This window comes from Amycolatopsis kentuckyensis, assembly GCF_002155975.1.
Classification (GTDB): Bacteria; Actinomycetota; Actinomycetes; order Mycobacteriales; family Pseudonocardiaceae; genus Amycolatopsis; species Amycolatopsis kentuckyensis.
Genome location: NZ_MUMI01000122.1, coordinates 1 through 17,548, shown reverse-complemented (window position 1 = coordinate 17,548; position 17,548 = coordinate 1). Strand labels below are relative to the sequence as shown.

General features: G+C 71.4%; 18 protein-coding genes and 1 pseudogene. 2 read left to right on the top strand and 17 right to left on the bottom strand.

The genetic code is table 11. The features are described 5' to 3' along the window. From CCN39_RS13155 to pyrR, 13 genes are all read right to left on the bottom strand, one after another. Positions 1-823, bottom strand: an 823-nt coding sequence (locus CCN39_RS13155; RefSeq protein ID WP_491844422.1) for a primosomal protein N' family DNA-binding protein, incomplete at its 3' end; no start/stop codon positions are given. A gap of 114 nt (positions 824-937) precedes the next feature. After that, on the bottom strand, positions 938-2,140 hold the full coding sequence (gene metK / locus CCN39_RS13150; protein WP_167455067.1) for a methionine adenosyltransferase: 1,203 nt from the start codon (positions 2,138-2,140) through the stop codon (positions 938-940). Positions 2,141-2,233: 93 nt separating this feature from the next. Continuing rightward, positions 2,234-3,454, bottom strand: coding sequence for a bifunctional phosphopantothenoylcysteine decarboxylase/phosphopantothenate--cysteine ligase CoaBC (gene coaBC, locus CCN39_RS13145; RefSeq protein ID WP_167455066.1), 1,221 nt, complete (start codon positions 3,452-3,454; stop codon positions 2,234-2,236). Then, positions 3,447-3,716, bottom strand: coding sequence for a DNA-directed RNA polymerase subunit omega (rpoZ, locus tag CCN39_RS13140; RefSeq protein WP_005152353.1), 270 nt, complete (start codon positions 3,714-3,716; stop codon positions 3,447-3,449). Before rpoZ ends, coaBC begins: the two co-directional genes overlap by 8 nt. Then, positions 3,713-4,366 carry a guanylate kinase gene (gmk, locus tag CCN39_RS13135; protein WP_143264031.1) on the bottom strand — a complete coding sequence of 218 codons (654 nt, stop codon included), beginning with the start codon at positions 4,364-4,366 and terminating at the stop codon, positions 3,713-3,715. Before gmk ends, rpoZ begins: the two co-directional genes overlap by 4 nt. Beyond that, positions 4,363-4,680, bottom strand: a complete 318-nt coding sequence (mihF, locus tag CCN39_RS13130; protein WP_013224622.1) for an integration host factor, actinobacterial type — start codon at positions 4,678-4,680, stop codon at positions 4,363-4,365. Before mihF ends, gmk begins: the two co-directional genes overlap by 4 nt. 107 nt (positions 4,681-4,787) lie before the next feature. Then, positions 4,788-5,636: an orotidine-5'-phosphate decarboxylase gene (gene pyrF / locus CCN39_RS13125; protein WP_086841753.1), complete on the bottom strand. Its 849-nt coding sequence runs from the start codon at positions 5,634-5,636 to the stop codon at positions 4,788-4,790. Further along, positions 5,633-8,947 (bottom strand): carbamoyl-phosphate synthase large subunit, encoded by a 3,315-nt coding sequence (gene carB / locus CCN39_RS13120; RefSeq protein WP_086841751.1) that lies wholly within the window; start codon positions 8,945-8,947, stop codon positions 5,633-5,635. The genes pyrF and carB overlap by 4 nt, the downstream gene beginning before the upstream one ends. Then, the gene (gene carA, locus CCN39_RS13115) at positions 8,947-10,104 is read right to left on the bottom strand and encodes a glutamine-hydrolyzing carbamoyl-phosphate synthase small subunit (RefSeq protein WP_167455065.1); all 1,158 of its coding nucleotides are present in this window, start codon (positions 10,102-10,104) and stop codon (positions 8,947-8,949) included. Before carA ends, carB begins: the two co-directional genes overlap by 1 nt. Next, positions 10,065-10,559, bottom strand: a complete 495-nt coding sequence (locus CCN39_RS13110) for a PH-like domain-containing protein (RefSeq protein WP_086841746.1) — start codon at positions 10,557-10,559, stop codon at positions 10,065-10,067. The genes carA and CCN39_RS13110 overlap by 40 nt, the downstream gene beginning before the upstream one ends. Beyond that, positions 10,559-11,845 (bottom strand): dihydroorotase, encoded by a 1,287-nt coding sequence (locus CCN39_RS13105; RefSeq protein ID WP_086841744.1) that lies wholly within the window; start codon positions 11,843-11,845, stop codon positions 10,559-10,561. The genes CCN39_RS13110 and CCN39_RS13105 overlap by 1 nt, the downstream gene beginning before the upstream one ends. Continuing rightward, a complete protein-coding gene (locus CCN39_RS13100; RefSeq protein WP_086841743.1) occupies positions 11,842-12,774 on the bottom strand; it encodes an aspartate carbamoyltransferase catalytic subunit in 933 nt (310 codons plus the stop codon). Before CCN39_RS13100 ends, CCN39_RS13105 begins: the two co-directional genes overlap by 4 nt. After that, on the bottom strand, positions 12,771-13,379 hold the full coding sequence (gene pyrR, locus CCN39_RS13095) for a bifunctional pyr operon transcriptional regulator/uracil phosphoribosyltransferase PyrR (RefSeq protein WP_086841741.1): 609 nt from the start codon (positions 13,377-13,379) through the stop codon (positions 12,771-12,773). The genes CCN39_RS13100 and pyrR overlap by 4 nt, the downstream gene beginning before the upstream one ends. Before the next feature lie 249 nt (positions 13,380-13,628). On the opposite strand from pyrR, the gene bldD reads away from it, so the two are divergent. After that, on the top strand, positions 13,629-14,117 hold the full coding sequence (gene bldD / locus CCN39_RS13090) for a transcriptional regulator BldD (protein ID WP_003096372.1): 489 nt from the start codon (positions 13,629-13,631) through the stop codon (positions 14,115-14,117). Between the two features lie 105 nt (positions 14,118-14,222). Here bldD and nusB read toward each other — a convergent pair whose 3' ends face one another. From nusB to CCN39_RS13075, 3 genes are read right to left on the bottom strand one after another with little or no spacing between them, the layout of a single operon-like run. Further along, a complete protein-coding gene (gene nusB, locus CCN39_RS13085) occupies positions 14,223-14,678 on the bottom strand; it encodes a transcription antitermination factor NusB (RefSeq protein WP_086841739.1) in 456 nt (151 codons plus the stop codon). Then, a complete protein-coding gene (efp, locus tag CCN39_RS13080; protein WP_086841737.1) occupies positions 14,678-15,241 on the bottom strand; it encodes an elongation factor P in 564 nt (187 codons plus the stop codon). The genes nusB and efp overlap by 1 nt, the downstream gene beginning before the upstream one ends. Positions 15,242-15,286: 45 nt before the next feature. Continuing rightward, positions 15,287-16,375, bottom strand: coding sequence for a M24 family metallopeptidase (locus CCN39_RS13075; protein WP_086841757.1), 1,089 nt, complete (start codon positions 16,373-16,375; stop codon positions 15,287-15,289). 93 nt (positions 16,376-16,468) lie between these two features. Between CCN39_RS13075 and CCN39_RS13070 the strand changes: the two genes are divergently transcribed. After that, positions 16,469-16,858 (top strand): B-4DMT family transporter, encoded by a 390-nt coding sequence (locus CCN39_RS13070; protein ID WP_086841736.1) that lies wholly within the window; start codon positions 16,469-16,471, stop codon positions 16,856-16,858. 264 nt (positions 16,859-17,122) lie between these two features. On the opposite strand, the pseudogene CCN39_RS13065 reads toward CCN39_RS13070, so the two are convergent. Then, a pseudogene (locus CCN39_RS13065) lies at positions 17,123-17,548 on the bottom strand (beta-xylosidase); the annotation flags it as partial.

The window sequence follows — 17,548 nt, the reverse complement described above, 5'->3', positions numbered from 1 at the left end:
GCACCGCGCCGCGCAGCACGGCGAGCCAGCGCCGGTACCGCTCGGCGGGCCCGAGCCCGGCGATCAGGGCCACGACGGCGTCCTCGCCCACGACCGCCGCGCAGGCCGCGTGCACCCGGGTCAGGTCGCGGTGGTCCGGCACCACCAGCACCGCGCCACGGCCCTGGGCGGCCACCGTCCCGGCGGCCTCGGCGAGCCGGCGGGGCCAGTCCTCGCCCGGCAGGGCCTGCCAGACGGCGTTCGCGGGCTTGGCCTCGGCGAGGGCTTCCAGGAACGCCGGGCCACGCTGGTAGCGCGCCCAGGCCGTGGTGTCCGGTGACTCCGCGACGGCCGCGGGGGGCAGCGGCGGCTCGCCCTCGGCCTTGGCGTGCCGCGGCGGGATGGCGAGCCGCAGGACGTCCGACAGCGTGCCGCCGTAGCGGTCGGCGACCGCCCGGCACAGCGCGTGCAGCGACGGCGGCAGCACCGGCTCGGGCGAGGTGACGCGGTCGAGGAAGGCCAGCTTCCGCTCGTACTCGCTGGATTCGCCGCGCTCGATCAGGTAGCCGTCGACGAGCTGCCCGGCGAACCGGACGCGGACGCGGCAGCCCGGCACGGCGGTCTCGTGCAGCTTCTCCGGCACGAGGTAGTCGAAGGTGCGGTCCAGGTGAGCCAGCGGGATGTCGACGACGATCCGCGCGACCGGCCGCTCGGGCGCGGGCGACTGGGCGCCCTTCGCCTTCTCCCCCGGCTTCGGCTTCTTCCGGGCGCGCGAGGGTGCCGCCCGAGGTGCGGGCGGCTGCTCCGGGAGGTCCCAGAGGGCTGCGGGCTCGGAACTGCTCACGCCCTGATCTCTACCAGACCCCACCGACGCAAGCCGCCGCGGCCGGTCGTGAGCGGTGAAGCGGGTTCTGAGCCGCTTCACCGCCTCACGACGGCAGCCGGGAGCGTTCGGGCGTCAGGCGCCCGCTGCGGCCTTCAGGGCCCCGGCGCGGGCCGTGCTCTCCCAGGGGAGGCCGAGCTCGGGACGGCCGAAGTGGCCGTACGCCGCCGTCGGGGCGTAGATCGGGCGCAGCAGGTCGAGGTCGCGGATGATCGCGGCCGGCCGCAGGTCGAAGACCTCGGCGATGGCCTGCTGGATCTTCGACGGGTCGACCGTCTCGGTGCCGAACGTCTCGACGAACAGGCCCACCGGGGCCGCCTTGCCGATCGCGTAGGCGACCTGGACCTCGGTCCGCTGGGCCAGGCCCGCGGCGACGACGTTCTTGGCCACCCAGCGCATCGCGTACGCGGCGGAGCGGTCGACCTTGGACGGGTCCTTGCCCGAGAACGCGCCCCCGCCGTGGCGGGCCATGCCGCCGTAGGTGTCGACGATGATCTTGCGGCCGGTCAGGCCGGCATCGCCCATCGGGCCGCCGATGACGAACCGGCCGGTCGGGTTGACCAGCAGGCGCGCGTTCGAGGTGTCGATGCCCAGGCCCTCGAGCTCGGGGCCGACGACGTGCTCCTTGACGTCGACGCTGAGCATCCGGTCCAGGTCGATGCCGTCGGCGTGCTGCGAGGACACGACGACCGTGTCGAGGCGGACCGGCTGGTCGCCGGCGTACTCGATGGTCACCTGGGTCTTGCCGTCCGGGCGCAGGTACGGCAGCACGCCGTCCTTGCGGACCGCGGTCAGGCGCTTGGACAGCCGGTGGGCCAGCGCGATCGGCAGCGGCATCAGCTCGGGGGTGTCCGAGCAGGCGTAGCCGAACATCAGGCCCTGGTCGCCGGCGCCCTGGCGGTTGATCTCGTCCTCGTCCGACTCGACGCGCGACTCGTATGCGGTGTCCACGCCCTGGGCGATGTCGGGCGACTGCGAGCCGATCGCGACGTTGACGCCGCAGGAGTTGCCGTCGAAGCCCTTGGCGGAGGAGTCGTAGCCGATCTTGAGGATGACGTCGCGGACGATCGTCGGGATGTCGGCGTACGCCTCGGTGGTCACCTCGCCGGCCACGTGCACCTGGCCGGTGGTGATCAGGGTTTCGACGGCGACGCGGCTGCGGGGGTCCTTCGACAGCAGGCCGTCGAGGATCGAGTCGCTGATGGCGTCGCAGATCTTGTCGGGGTGCCCTTCGGTCACCGACTCCGAGGTGAACAATCTGCTGCTAGACGCGGTCACGGTGGCCGTCACTTCCTCACCTTGTCGTCGGATGCCCCGAAAGTTAGGCACCCCTTACCTGTGCAAGCGTACTGACTATCGCTCGGGAGGCGGTCAACGCTTCATGAAGCTCACTACAGCGTCCCACAGAGTGGACGCCAGTTCAGCCTTCTGCGCGAGAGGTAGGGGTTTTTCCGTGGCATCAGCCCCTAGGAGCCAGCCCGAATTGTCCTCGGTGCCGAACGCCTTGCCGTCCCCCACGGCGTTGACGACCAGCAGGTCCGCGCCCTTGCGCTTGAGCTTCGCGCGGGCGTGGTCGAGGACGCTGCCGTGGTCGTCGCCGGTTTCCGCGGCGAATCCCACGACGACCTGCCCGGGACGCCGGTTCTGCACCAATTCGGCGAGAATGTCGGCGTTGCGATCGAGGGTGATCACCGGGTCCGGCTGGTCGTCGGACTTCTTGATCTTGTGCTCGGCCCGGCTGGCCGGCCGGAAGTCGGCGACGGCGGCGGCCATCACGACGACGTCCGCGGAGCGGGCCGCGGCGTGCACCGCCTGCCGCAGCTCCTCGGCCGTCGAGACGTGCTCGACGACCGCGCCCGCCGGGTCCGGCAGGGCGACCGTGTGGGCGGCGACCAGGGTGACGTCGGCGCCGCGCTGGGCGGCGACGCGGGCCAGCGCGTAGCCCTGCTTGCCGGACGAGCGGTTGCCCAGGTAGCGCACCGGGTCGAGGGGTTCGCGGGTGCCGCCGGCCGAGATCACCACGCGGACGCCTTCGAGGTCGCGCGGGAGGGCGTCGGGGCGGGCCAGCAGCAGCCGGGCCAGGTCGACGATCTCGGCGGGGTTCGCCAGGCGGCCCTTGCCGGTGTCGACACCGGTCAGCCTGCCGGAATCCGGCTCGGTGACGACCACGCCGCGCGAGCGCAGCAGGGCGACGTTGTCGCGGGTCGCGGGGTGCTCCCACATCTCCGTGTGCATCGCCGGGAAGAAGGCGACCGGGCACCGGGCGGTGAGCAGGGTGTTCGTCAGCAGGTCGTCGGCGAGGCCGTGGGCGGCCTTGGCGAGCAGGTTCGCCGTGGCCGGGACGACCAGGACGAGATCGGCTTCCTTGCCGACGCGGACGTGCTGGACCTCCGGCACCTCGGTGAACACGCCCGTGTGCACCGGGTGCCCGGAGAGGGCTTCGAAGGTCGCCGCGCCGACGAAGTTCAGCGCGGCTTCGGTGGGGACCACGCGGACATCGTGACCGGATTCGGTCAGCCCGCGCAGGACCTCACAGGCCTTGTAGGCGGCGATGCCGCCGCCCACGCCCAGGACGACGCGGGGTTTACTCACCCTCGGTGTGCTCGAGCAGGCCGCCGTGGATCTCGCGCAGCGCGATCGAGAGCGGCTTCTCGCGCGGGCCCGGCTCGACGAGCGGGCCGACGTACTCGAGCAGCCCCTCGCCCAGCTGGGCGTAGTAGTCGTTGATCTGGCGGGCACGCTTGGCCGAGTAGATCACCAGCGCGTACTTCGAGCTGACCTTTTCGAGCAGGTCGTCGATCGGCGGGTTGGTGATGCCCTCGAGCTCTTCGTGCAGGGTCGCCTGGGTGGTCACTCGTGAGGCTCCGAATCTTCGGCAGACTGATCAGTAATCAAGTTTAGCAAGTGCTCGGCGGCCTCTCGCACGTCGGCGTTGACGACGCGGTGGTCGAACTCCCCCGCGGCCGCCAGCTCGCGCTCCGCTTCGGCCAGCCGGGCCTGCACCGCGGCCTCGTTCTCGGTGCCGCGGCCGGTGAGCCGGCCGACCAGTTCCTCCCACGACGGCGGCATCAGCATCACCAGCCGGGCCTCCGGCATCGCCGCGCGGACCTGGCGGGCGCCCTGCAGCTCGATCTCCAGGACGGCCGGGCGGCCCTCGGCGAGTGCCTTCTCGACCGGCTCGCGCGGGGTGCCGTAGCAGTTGCCGGCGAACTCGGCCCACTCGAGGAGCCGTCCGTCGGCGACCATCGCGTCGAACTCCGCGCGGTCGACGAAGTGGTAGTGCGCCCCGTCGACTTCGCCGGGACGCGGTTTGCGGGTGGTGACCGAGACGCTGAACCAGACGTCGGGCTCCAGCTTCCGCAGCTCGCCCACCACGCTCGACTTCCCGACCCCCGAAGGCCCCGATACGACGGTGAGCCGGTGCCGGGGGAAGTCCCCCGTCACCGGCTCACTGCCGCGGTCGGCGCCCCGGTTCACCGGGTAGTCACGACCGGCGCCGTTCACTCGCCGCTGAACTCGGCCAGCAGCGCCTTGCGCTGCCGGTCGCCGAGGCCACGAAGGCGACGGCTGGGGGCGATCTCCAGTCGTTCCATGGTCTGCTGCGCGCGGACCTTGCCGACGCCCGGGAGGGCCTCGAGCAGAGCCGAAACCTTCATCTTGCCGAGGACTTCGTTCTCCTCGGCCTGCTTCAGCACGTCGACCAGAGTGGTACCGCCCCGCTTCAGCCGCTCCTTCAGCTCAGCACGGATCTTGCGAGCGGCGGCGGCCTTCTCCAGCGCCGCAGCGCGCTGTTCCTCTGTCAGCTGGGGAAGTGCCACGTTTTCCTCCGGTAGTTCTCAAAACTGGGTGGGTGACGCGACGGTACCCACCCGTGAGCACCGGCCACAATGCGGGGGTGCCTGGTGGGGGCCCGTTCCGGCCCCTGCTATTGGCCGTTTTCCTGCGGGTCGGCCAGCACTTCGGCGACCCGTTCGACCGCTTGGCGCAAAGCCGCTTGCTCCGGACCGTGCTTCAGGATGTCCCGGGACGACGCGGGCAGCACGCCCGGCAGGGACGCACCGAACAGGGCCCGCAAATCGGCCACAGTGGCTCCCTGGGCCCCGAAACCGGGCGCCAGCACCGGACCGTTCAGCCGCGAAAGGTCGAGCTCTCCCGGCGGAACGGTGGCCCCGACGACGACACCCACATCGCCGAGCGGTTCCGCGTCTGCGTTGAATGCCGCCGCCGCATCGACGATCGCCTGCGCGACCGTGCGCCCGTCGGGCAGCTTCGCGTTCTGCACTTCGCCCGCTTCCGGGTTCGAAGTCCGGGCAAGCACGAAGATGCCGCGCCCCGCGGAGACGGCCGTTCCGGCGCATTGGGCCAAAGAGCCGAAGCCGAGATACGGCGAAACGGTGATCGCGTCGGCGGCGATCGCCGCACCCTCGGCGACGTACGCGGCGGTGTAGGCGCCCATCGTGGAGCCGATGTCGCCGCGCTTGACGTCCAGGAGCACCAGCGCGCCGGCGTCGCGGGCGGTCGAAACCACCCGTTCCAGGACGTGGACACCCGCCGGCCCGAAACTTTCGAAGAAGGCCGACTGCGGCTTCACGATCGCCGCGTGCGCCGCCAGGACCTCCGTGGCGGACAGCGCGAACCGTTCCAGGCCCGAGACGTCCACCGGGAGCCCCCAGGCCTCGATCAAGCCCGGGTGCGGGTCGATCCCGGCGCACAGCGGGCCGCGGGCCGCGACGGCCTTGGCCAGCCGCGCCCCGAACCGCTCCCGCCCGCTCACGACTTCGCCTTCAGCGCCGCCTGGAGCTCCTGCAGCGACTTGACGCCGATGTCGCCCCGGATCAGCGCTTCGATGCCGTGCACGGCCGCCGCGGCGCCCTGCACGGTGGTGACGCACGGGATGTCGCGCGACACCGCGGCGGTGCGGATTTCGTAGCCGTCGACGCGCGGGCCACTGTTCCCGTAGGGGGTGTTGATCACCATGTCGACGTCGCCGTTGAGGATGACGTCCACGATGTTCGGCTCGGCTTCGGTCGACCCCTCGTAGTGCTTGCGCACCACGGTGCACGGGATCCCGTTGCGCCGCAGCACTTCCGCGGTGCCCGAGGTGGCGAGGATCTCGAAGCCGAGATCGGCCAGCCGCTTCACCGGGAACACCAGCGAGCGCTTGTCGCGGTTGGCCACCGAGACGAACACCCGGCCGGACGTCGGCAGCGAGCCGTACGCGCCGCTCTGGGACTTCGCGAACGCCTTGCCGAAGGAGACGTCGACGCCCATCACCTCGCCGGTGGACTTCATCTCCGGGCCCAGCAGCGAGTCGACGCCGTGGCCCTCGGGGGTGCGGAAGCGGTGGAAGGGCAGCACGGCTTCCTTCACCGCGACCGGCGAGTCGGCCGGCATCTGCCCGCCGTCGCCTTCGGCCGGCAGGACGCCGCTTTCGCGCAGGTCCTTGATCGTCGAGCCGGTCATGATCAGCGCGGCGGCCTTGGCCAGCGGCACGGCCGTCGCCTTGGACACGAACGGCACCGTCCGCGACGCGCGCGGGTTGGCCTCCAGGACGTACAGGACGTCGTCCTTGAGCGCGTACTGGACGTTCAGGAGCCCCCGCACGCCCACGCCGCGGGCGATCGCCTCGGTGGAGCGCCGGACGGCCTGCAGGTCCGTGTGGCCGAGCGTGATCGGCGGCAGCGCGCACGAGGAGTCGCCGGAGTGGATGCCGGCTTCCTCGATGTGCTCCATGACGCCGCCGAGGTAGAGCTCCTCGCCGTCGAACAGCGCGTCGACGTCGATTTCGATGGCGTCGTCGAGGAACCGGTCGACGAGCACCGGGTGCTCCGGCGTGACCTCGGTGGCGCGGCGGATGTAGCCGGCCAGGGTCTCCTCGTCGTAGACGATCTCCATGCCCCGCCCGCCGAGCACGTAGGACGGCCGGACGAGGACCGGGTAGCCGATCTCGTCGGCGATCCGCTTGGCGCCCTCGAAGGACGTCGCCGTGCCGTAGCGGGGGGCGGGCAACCCGGCTTCGGTGAGGACCTCGCCGAACGCGCCGCGGTCCTCGGCCAGGTGGATGGCCTCCGGCGGCGTGCCGACCACCGGGACGCCGGCGTCGGCGAGCTTCTTCGCCAGGCCCAGCGGGGTCTGGCCGCCGAGCTGGACGATGACGCCGGCGACCGTGCCGGACGCCTGCTCGGCGTGCACGACCTCGAGGACGTCCTCGAAGGACAGCGGCTCGAAGTACAGCCGGTCGGACGTGTCGTAGTCGGTGGACACGGTTTCCGGGTTGCAGTTGATCATGACGGCCTCGAACCCGGCTTCCCGCAACGCGATCGCCGCGTGCACGCAGGAGTAGTCGAACTCGATGCCCTGCCCGATCCGGTTGGGGCCGGAGCCGAGGATGAGCACCTTCGGCTTTTCGCTCTGGACGGCCACTTCGGACTGGGCGTCGGGGTCGGACTCGTAAGCCGAATAGTGGTACGGCGTCTTGGCCGCGAATTCGGCCGCACAGGTGTCGACGGTCTTGAACACCGGCCGCACGCCGAGGCGGTGACGGAGGGTGCGGACGCCGTCCTCGCCGGCCAGTTCCGGTCGCAGCGCGGCGATCTGGCGGTCCGACAGACCGGTGCGCTTGGCGCGGCGCAGCAGATCGCCGTCGAGCACGGGCGCGTCGCGGACCTCGGCGCCGACCTCGCCGATGTAGGCGATCTGGTCGATGAACCACGGGTCGATGCCACTGGCTTCGTGCACCTGCTCGACGGTGGCGCCGAGCCGCAGGGCACGCTCCACTTCGTACAGCCGGCCTTCGTGCGGCGTGCGCAGCGAGTCCAAAGTGGACTCGACGGTCGCGCCTTCGGGGTCGGGCAGCGTCCAGAACCCGGTCGCCTTGGTCTCGATCGACCGCATCACCTTGCCGAGCGCCTCGGGGAAGCTGCGGCCGAACGACATCGCCTCGCCGACGCTCTTCATCGTCGTGGTCAGCGTCGGGTCCGCGCCCGGGAACTTCTCGAAGGCGAACCGCGGCATCTTGACGACGACGTAGTCCAAAGTGGGCTCGAACGCGGCCGGCGTCTCACCGGTGATGTCGTTCTGGATCTCGTCGAGCGTGTAGCCGATGGCGAGCTTGGCGGCGATCTTGGCGATCGGGAAGCCGGTGGCCTTCGACGCGAGCGCGGAAGACCGCGACACGCGCGGGTTCATCTCGATGACGACCATCCGGCCGTCGCGCGGGTTGATCGCGAACTGGATGTTGCAGCCGCCGGTGTCGACGCCGACCTCGCGCAGCACGGCGATGCCGACGTCCCGCATCACCTGGTACTCACGGTCGGTGAGGGTCATGGTCGGCGCGACGGTGACCGAGTCGCCGGTGTGCACGCCCATCGCGTCGATGTTCTCGATCGAGCAGACGACCACGACGTTGTCGTGCTTGTCGCGCATCAGCTCGAGCTCGTACTCCTTCCAGCCGAGCACGCTCTCCTCGATGAGCACCTCGGTGACCGGGGATTCCGCGAGCCCGGTGGAGGCGAGCCGCTCGAGGTCCTCGGGCGTGTGCGCCATGCCGGACCCGAGCCCGCCCATGGTGAACGACGGCCGGATGACGACCGGCAGCCCGAGTTCCTTCACGGTGTCGCGCACTTCGTCCATGTCGTGGCAGACGCGGGAGCGCGGGACCTCGGCGCCGATGGTGCGCACGATGTCCTTGAACTTCTGCCGGTCCTCACCGCGCTGGATGGCGTCGATGTCGGCCCCGATCAGCTCGACGCCGTACTTGTCGAGCACGCCGCGCTCGTGCAGCGCGACGGCGCAGTTCAGCGCGGTCTGGCCGCCGAGGGTCGCCAGCAGCGCATCGGGGCGCTCTTCGGCGATGACCTTCTCGACGAAGTCCGGCGTCACCGGCTCGATGTAGGTGGCGTCGGCGAACTCGGGGTCGGTCATGATGGTGGCCGGGTTCGAGTTCACCAGGGACACGCGCAGGCCTTCGCTGCGCAGCACCCGGCAGGCCTGGGTACCGGAGTAGTCGAACTCCGCGGCCTGCCCGATCACGATCGGCCCGGAGCCGATCACCAGCACGTGCTGGATGTCCGTCCTCTTCGGCATCAGGCCTTCTTCTCCATGAGCGAAACGAATTCGTCGAACAGGGGCGCCGCGTCGTGCGGGCCGGCCGCGGCTTCGGGGTGGTACTGGACCGAGAACGCCGGGACGTCCAGCGCCCGCACGCCCTCGACCGTGTCGTCGTTGGGGCAGTAGTGGCTGATCTGCGCCGCCCCGAACGGGGATTCGAAGCGCTGCCCGGGCTCGCCTTCGAGGGCGAACCCGTGGTTCTGGGCCGTGATCGCCACCCGGCGGGTGGCCACGTCGATCACCGGGATGTTGATGCCGCGGTGGCCGTAGCGCATCTTGTACGTCCCGAGCCCGAGCGCGCGGCCCAGGACCTGGTTGCCGAAGCAGATGCCGAACAGCGGGATCTCGCGGCCGAGCACCTGCTTGGTCAGCTCGGTCGCGTGCGTCGTCGTGGCCGGGTCGCCCGGGCCGTTCGACAGGAACACGCCGTCCGGCTCGATCGCCAGCAGCTCGTCCAGCGTCGACGTCGAGGGCAGCACGTGCACCTCGATGCCGCGCTGGATCATCTGGCGCGGGGTGTTGGACTTGATGCCCAGGTCCAGGGCGGCCACCCGGAAGCGCGTCTCACCGGAAGGCGAGACGACGTACGGCTTCGGCGTGGTGACCTGGCCGGCCAGGTCGGCGCCCTCCATCTTCGGGCTCGCCAGCACCTCGGCGACCATGTCGTCGACCGTGCCCAGCGCGTCGCCGGAGAACACCCCGGCGCGCATCGCGCCGAGCTCGCGCAGGTGGCGGGTCAGCGAGCGGGTGTCGACCTCGGCGATGCCGACGATCCCCTGGCGCACCAGCTCTTCATCCAGCGTCCGGCGAGAGCGCCAGTTGGACGGCGTGCGCGCGGGGTCGCGCACCACGTAGCCGTTGACCCAGATCTTCGAGGACTCGTCGTCCTCGTCGTTCCAGCCGGTGTTGCCGATCTGCGGCGCGGTCTGCACCACGATCTGCCCGTGGTAGGACGGGTCGGTCAGCGTCTCCTGGTAACCGGTCATGCCGGTGCAGAACACCGCCTCGCCGAGGGTTCGCCCCTGCGCGCCGTAGGCAGCGCCGCGGAACACCCGGCCGTCTTCGAGTACCAGTGCGGCCTGAGCGCGCGCGTTCACTGGGCACCTCCCTTGATCTTGAGCTGTTCGATCCATTGTGGATAGTCGTCGAGGTCGTCGCCGCGGAAGCCGGTGTCGAGCTCGGTGTCACCGAGCCGCCAGGTGAGCACCAGCAGGGCGTCGGTGCCCATCACCTTCCCGGCGATCTTCGTGTCCCGCCGGGCGCCGGTGATCGCCTCCCGCGGGATCCAGAAGTCGGGCGCCCCGCCGCGTTCGACGGCGACACCGCCGTCGTGCAGGCGCCAGACCGCGCCGGTGCGCAGTCCCGCGCCGCGGGTGACGATCCGGTTCTGCCACTCCCCCGCCATCGTCGTCGACAGGTAGACGCCGGTCGATTCCAGCAGCACCTCGCCGGCGTCTTCCGGAATGGCGGGGAACGGCGGCACCTGGGCGCTCTGCGAGCGCGACTTGCGCCGCCAGCCCACGTACATGCCCCAGAGGCAGAGCAGGAAGAAGGCGACGATCGCCAGCACGAGCCAGAAGCGCTCCATCAGCCGATCTTCCCGTCCCGCGCGGTGATCCGCCCGCGCAGCAGCGTCGCGGTCACCACGCCGGGCAGCCGCATTCCCTCGTACGGGGTGTTGGCCGCGATGCTGGCCAGCTCCGCGCCCCGGACGGTCCACTCGGCGTCCGGGTCGACCAGCGCCAGGTTCGCCGGCTCGCCCACCGCGATCGGACGGCCCTGGTCGGCCAGGTTGCCGATCTCGGCCGGCCGCTCGCTCATCACCCGGGCGACGCCGCGCCAGTCGAGCAGGCCGGTGCGGACCATCGTCTCGGCCACGATGGACAGTGCCGTCTGGAGCCCGAGCATGCCCGGCCGGGCCGCGCTCCACTCGGTGTCCTTGTCCTGCACCGCGTGCGGCGCGTGGTCGGTGGCGACGCAGTCGATGGTCCCGTCGGCCAGCGCGGCCCGCAGCTTCTCCGCGTCGGACTCGGTGCGCAGCGGCGGGTTCACCTTGTTCACCGGGTCGTAGGTCGCCAGGCGCTCGTCGGTGAGGAGCAGGTGGTGCGGGGTGACCTCGGCCGACACCTTGGTGCCGCGGTCCTTCGCCCAGCGCAGCACGTCCGCCGTGCCCGACGTCGAGACGTGGCAGACGTGCAGCCGCGCGTTCGCGTGCAGGGCCAGCAGGCAGTCGCGGGCCACGATGGACTCTTCGGCGGCGGCGGGCCAGCCGGTGTAGCCGAGCCGGGCCGCGCGCTCGCCCTCGTGGGCCTGGGCGCCGACGGTCAGCCGCGGCTCCTCGGCGTGCTGCGCGATGACGACGTCCAGGGCCGTCGAGTACTCCAGCGCGCGGCGCATCAGCAGCGGGTCGGCGACGCAGAGGCCGTCGTCGGAGAACACCTTGACCCGGGCCTGCGAGTTCGCCATCGTGCCGAGCTCGGCCAGCTTCTCGCCCTTGAGCCCGACGGTGACCGCGCCGACCGGGTGGACGTCGACCAGGCCGACCTCCTGCCCGCGCCGCCACACGTGCTCGACGATCACGGCGTTGTCGGCGACCGGGTCGGTGTTGGCCATGGCGAACACCGCGGTGTAGCCGCCGAGCGCCGCCGCGGCCGAGCCCGTGTCGATCGTCTCGGTGTCCTCGCGGCCGGGTTCGCGCAGGTGGGTGTGCAGGTCGACGAAGCCGGGCAGCAGCACCTGGCCGGCGGCGTCGATCACTTCGGCGTCTTCGGGGACGTCGACGGCACCGATCGCGGTGATCACGCCGTCCTCGATCAGGACGTCGACCGGGTCACCTTCGCCGTACGGGCGGGCGCCCTGGATCACGGTGCTCACGCGGCGGCTCCTTCGCTGGCCAGGAGGTGGTAGAGGACCGCCATGCGCACGTGGACGCCGTTGCGGACCTGTTCGGTGATGGCCGAGGCCGGGGAGTCGGCGACCGCGCTCGCGATCTCCATCCCGCGCAGCATCGGGCCGGGGTGCAGGACGACCGCGTGGTCCGGCAGCAGCTTCTGCCGCCGTTCCGAGAGGCCGTACGCGATCGAGTACTCACGCGCGCTGGGAAAAAACCCGCCGTGCATGCGTTCGGCCTGGACCCGCAGCATCATCACCGCGTCGACCGCGGGCAGCTCGGCGTCCAGGTCGTGCGAAACGGTCACCGGAAGGCTTTCCACCCCGTAAGGCAGCAACGTCGGCGGGGCGACGAGCACGACTTCGGCGCCCAGGGCCGAAAGCAGGTGGATGTTCGAGCGGGCGACCCGGCTGTGCAGGACGTCCCCGACGATGGCGATCCGGCGGTCCTTGAGGGACCCGAGGCGCTCCCGCAGCGTCGCCGCGTCGAGCAGCGCCTGCGTCGGGTGCTCGTGGGTGCCGTCGCCGGCGTTGACCACCGAGGTGCCGGGCTCGGCCAGCCACTCCGAGAGCCGCTGGGCGGCGCCGCTGGCGGGGTGCCGGACGATCACGCAGTCGGCGCCCGCGGCGGCCAGCGTCAGCGCGGTGTCGCGCAGGGATTCGCCCTTGTTCACCGAGGAGCTGGAGGCGGAGACGTTGATCACGTCCGCGCTCATCCACTTCCCGGCGATCTCGAACGACACCCGGGTGCGCGTCGAGTTCTCGTAGAACAGGGTGATCACCGTGCGGCCGCGCAGCGTCGGCAGCTTCTTGACCTCGCGGCCGAGCAGCGTGTGCTTCAGCTCGTCGGCGGTGTCGAGCACGGCCGTGGCCAGCGCCGGGTCCAGGCCGTCGGTGGCGAGCAGGTGCTTCACGAGTCCTCTCCAGGGGCTTCCGCGGCGTCCGACGGGCGCAGCAGGACCGCGTCGCGGCCGTCGATCTCGGCCAGCAGGACGGACACGCCCTCGGTGCGCGCGGTCGGGACGTTCTTGCCGACGTAGTCGGCGCGGATCGGCAGCTCCCGGTGACCACGGTCGACCAGGACGGCCAGCTGCACCGCCCGGGGGCGGCCGTGATCACGCAGGGCATCGAGCGCGGCCCGGATCGTCCGGCCGGAGAAGAGGACGTCGTCGACCAGGATCACGACGCGGTCGTCGATGCCGTCCGGCGGCAGCTGCGTCTGCTCGAGCGCACGCGGCGGGCGGCGGCGGAGGTCGTCCCGGTAGAGAGTGACGTCGAGGGCGCCGGTGGGCGGGCGGACCCCGGAGAACTCGCCGATCTTGTCGGCCAGGCGGGCGGCGAGCGGCGTGCCCCGGGACGGGATGCCGAGCAACACGGGCGGGGTAGTGCTCTCCGCACCGTTCGCGGTCTTTTCGATGACCTGATGGGCCATTCGGGCGATCGTGCGCGCGACATCGCCGGCCGTCAGGAGCTCGCGCTCCCCGGCCGAACCAGCCGCGTCACGCGGGCGTGACGACAAACCGGACTCCTTCCCCGCCTCACCGGACGGGTCCTTAAAGGACGTCTGTTCCCCTGCTGGTCGGGGCTTTCCCACCGACAGTAGCAGGCACTTTGCTCAGTCTTCCGGGTGGTGTGGCGTGATTCGCGGCAAGCTTCTGCTTGACCTGGTGACAACAATGCGTAACCATTACTCTGAGTATTCGACTCAGCGAGTCCCCCGTGCTCGGTCACCCCGACCGGGAGGGGGTGAAGAACGGAGAACGACCAGATGGGCGATTACGCCAAGGCGCTCGGGGCCAAGCTCCGCGGGATCCGCCAGCAGCAGGGCCTGTCCCTGCACGGGGTCGAGCAGAAGTCCGGTGGGCGCTGGAAGGCCGTCGTCGTCGGCTCGTACGAGCGTGGCGACCGCGCCGTCACCGTCCAGAAGCTGGCCGAGCTGGCCGACTTCTACGGTGTGCCGGTGGTCGAGCTGCTGCCCGAGGGCCGGGTCCCCTCCGGCGCCGAGCCCGCCACCAAGATCGTCATCAACCTGGAGCGCCTGCAGCAGCTGCCGGCCGAAAAGGTGGGCCCGCTCGCCCGCTACGCGGCGACGATCCAGAGCCAGCGCGGCGACTACAACGGCAAGGTGCTCTCGATCCGCACCGAGGACCTGCGGTCCCTGGCGATCATCTACGACATGACCCCGGGCGAGCTGACCGAGCAGCTCATCGACTGGGGCGTCCTGCCGCCGGAGGCGCGTCCTTCCAAGGAGGACTGATCGCCGGATGTGCTGTGGCCGACGCAGTGAGCGTTCCCGGTGGGGCACCGGAGACGCTCACTGATTCGTCGGGGGGCCGCGCAGCACCCGGGGGGTTCTTCTCCGTCAGAGCACGGCGCGGAGGCGGTCGGCGATCGTGCCGATCCGGCCCAGGACGCCGTTGACGAACCGCGGCGAGTCGTCCGTGGACAGTTCCTTCGCCAGGCCGACGGCCTCGTCGATCGCGACCGGGTCCGGCACGTCCTCGGCCCAGAGCAGCTCGTAGACCCCGACCCGCAGCACCGCGAGGTCGACCTTCGGCATCCGCTCCAGGGTCCAGCCCTGCGCGTGCTCGGCCAGCAGCTCGTCGATCTGCGTCTTCCGCCCGGTGACGCCCTCGACCAGGCTGATCGTGTAGTCCGCGATCGGGTCGACCTCGGTCGCGCCGACCCGGTCGGCCAGCAGCGTCACCGCGTCGGTGTCGCGCTGCACGGCCTCGTACAGCATCTCCACCGCGCGGCGGCGCGCCTGACGGCGGCTGATCGCGCCGCCGCGGTTCGGGTGGGGTTTCGACGTCGGCATCAGCTGGAGACGCGGCCCAGGTAGCGGCCGTCGCGGGTGTCGACCTTGATCTTCTCGCCGGTGGACAGGAACAGCGGGACCTGGATCTCCGCGCCGGTCTCCAGCGTCGCCGGCTTGGTGCCGCCGGTGGAGCGGTCGCCCTGCAGGCCCGGGTCGGTGTGCTGGATGACGATCTCGACCGAGGTCGGCAGCTCGATGTAGAGCGGCTCGTTCTCGTGCACCGCGACCTGGACCTCGGTGTTCTCGAGCATGTAGTTGGCGTTGTCGCCGACGACCTCGGCCGGGACCGTGATCTGGTCGTAGGTGTCGCCGTCCATGAAGACGAAGTCGGCGCCGTCCTTGTACAGGTACGTCATGTTCCGGCGGTCCACCGTGGCCGTCTCGACCTTCGTGCCCGCGTTGAACGTCTTGTCGACCACCTTGCCGGTCAGCACGTGCTTGAGCGTCGTGCGCACGAACGCACCGCCCTTGCCCGGCTTGACGTGCTGGAACGCGGTGACGGTCCACAGCTGGCCCTCGAGGTTGAGGACGAGCCCGTTCTTCAGGTCGTTGGTCGTGGCCACGAGCTTGCAGTCTCCTGTGTCGAATCTTCGGGTTCGGGGCCGCTGTCAGACGACCACGAGGTTCTTGGTGCTCAGGGTGAGGAGTTCGGGCTCCCCAGCCCGCACGACGAGCGTGTCCTCGATGCGCACGCCACCGCGTCCCGCGAGGTACACGCCGGGCTCGACGGTGACCGCCATACCGGCGGCCAGTGTACCGACGCCCGTCGCGGCGAAGCTGGGCGCCTCGTGGATCTGCAGGCCGACGCCGTGCCCGAGGCCGTGCGCGAAGTGCTCGCCGTGCCCCGCGTCCGCGATCGCCTTCCGCGCGGCGGCGTCCACATGGGACACCTCGGCGCCCGGCACGACGGCGGCGACCCCGGCCGCCTGGGCCGTGTGGACGAGCTCGTAGACCTCCCGCTGCCAGTCCGCGGGCTCGCCGAGGACGAAGGTGCGGGTCATGTCGGAGTGGTAGCCGTCGACGGTGGCGCCGAAGTCCATCTTGACGAAGTCGCCGCGCTTCAGCTCGGCGTGCGTCGGCTGGTGGTGCGGGATGGCCGAGTGCGCGCCGGCGGCGATGATGGAGGCGAAGCTGGGCGCGGCCGAGCCGTGCTCCAGCATCCGGTTCTCCAGGTCACGGGCGATGTCCAGCTCGGTCCGCCCGGGCCGCAGCCCCCCGGCGGCGACGAGGTCGTCCAGCGCCCGGTCGGCGGCGGCGCACGCCTGGCGCAGGGCCTCGATCTCGGCTTCGTCCTTGACCTCGCGCAGCCGCTCGACGAGGCCGGGGGTCCGCTTCAGGGGTACCTGGGTCTTCAGCGTTTCGTACGTCTCGACGCTGACGTGCTGGCTCTCGAACCCGAGCTGCCCGTAGGTCCGGGTGTCCTTCGCGGCGCGGGCCACGAGGGCGGCGGCGCTGGCCCGGTCGACGACGGTCTCGAGATCGGGCACTTCGGCGGCCGACTGGGTGGTGTAGCGGCCGTCGGTGCAGAAGAGCGTCTTGTCGTCCCCGCCGGCGTGGAGGAGAACGGCGGCGTTGGAGCCGGTGAACCCGGTGAGGTAGCGGATGTTCAGCAGATCGGTGACCAGCAGCGCATCGACACCGGCTCCGGTCAGGAGCCCACGCAGCGCCGCACGACGTCGTCCATGGGTTTCAGGCACGGGGTTCACCCTAGTTCCTCGGTGGCCGGGTGACTGACCAGTAGGCCGCCTACACTCCGCAGGATGAGTGCCTGGGTGATTCGCGGACTGGTGATGGCGGTGCTGCACGGGGCGGCGATCACCTTGCTGGCCAAGTACGCGGTGTACCACCCGACGGACCAGACGCTGGTGGTCTCCCTGGCGCTGGCGGTACTGGTGGGGGCGGCGGCGTTGTGGAGCGCGCTGGACGCATGGCGCGGCCTGCCGGAGCGCGGCCGGGTGTGGTTCATCGCGGCGCTGGTCGCGGGGCCGGTGGCGGGGGTGCTGTACGTGATCGGCCGGGCGGTGTTCGTGGACCAGACGGGCGTGTCGGAGCTGGGCGGGGCACTGACCGGCGGGGCGGCGTTCTCGGCCCTGCTGGTGCTGATCCCGGCCGGGCTCGGGTTGTTCGTCGGCGGCCGGATCGGGCGGTCGCAGGAGTCCGGCGAGGAGCCGCGGGGGTAGCTGAGCCGCCGGCGTCCGGCTGCTCCACAGCGAGTAGCGCTCGGCCGCACGCAGCCCGCCGAGCCGCCGATGTGCTGCGGCGATCCCCGCAGGACCGTCGGCCGCGATCGCGCCCGCAACCCACGGCCGTCCCGCACGACCGCCGGCCGCGATCGCCCCCGCAACCCCACGGCCGTCCCGCACCACTGCCGGCCGCGATCGCCCCCGCAACCCCACGGCCGTCCCGCCCGCATCCGGCAGTGAGCCGCACCTGCCGGCCTTTCGCTAGCCCACCAGGGATATGCCCGGCGGGTAGCCGTCCCACTGGGCCGTCGTCACCGGGCGGGCCGTCGAGCCGTTGTGGCCCACCACCCCCGCGTCGGGGACCGGCCAGCGGTGGCCGTCCAGCTCGAAGGCGTAGCCGCGGTCCGGTGCCTGCAGCGCCTCCGCGCCCGAGCGCAGCCGCGTCGCCAGGGGCAACGTCGCCAGCTCCGGCGGGGTCCGGTCGAGGACCTCGCCCGCCAGCGCCACCGCCACCGCGCGGCGGTCCACGCGGACTCGCGCGCCCGCCCGGACCAGGTCCATCGTGCGCTCCGGGGAGGGCGCCGTCACGCCGTCGAACGTCGCCGCGGTCCGGCCCGGGTTCGCGCACGCCTGGCTGCCCAGCAGGTCCAGCCCGAAGTGCCGCAGGTCGGTCGGGGCGCCGGCGCC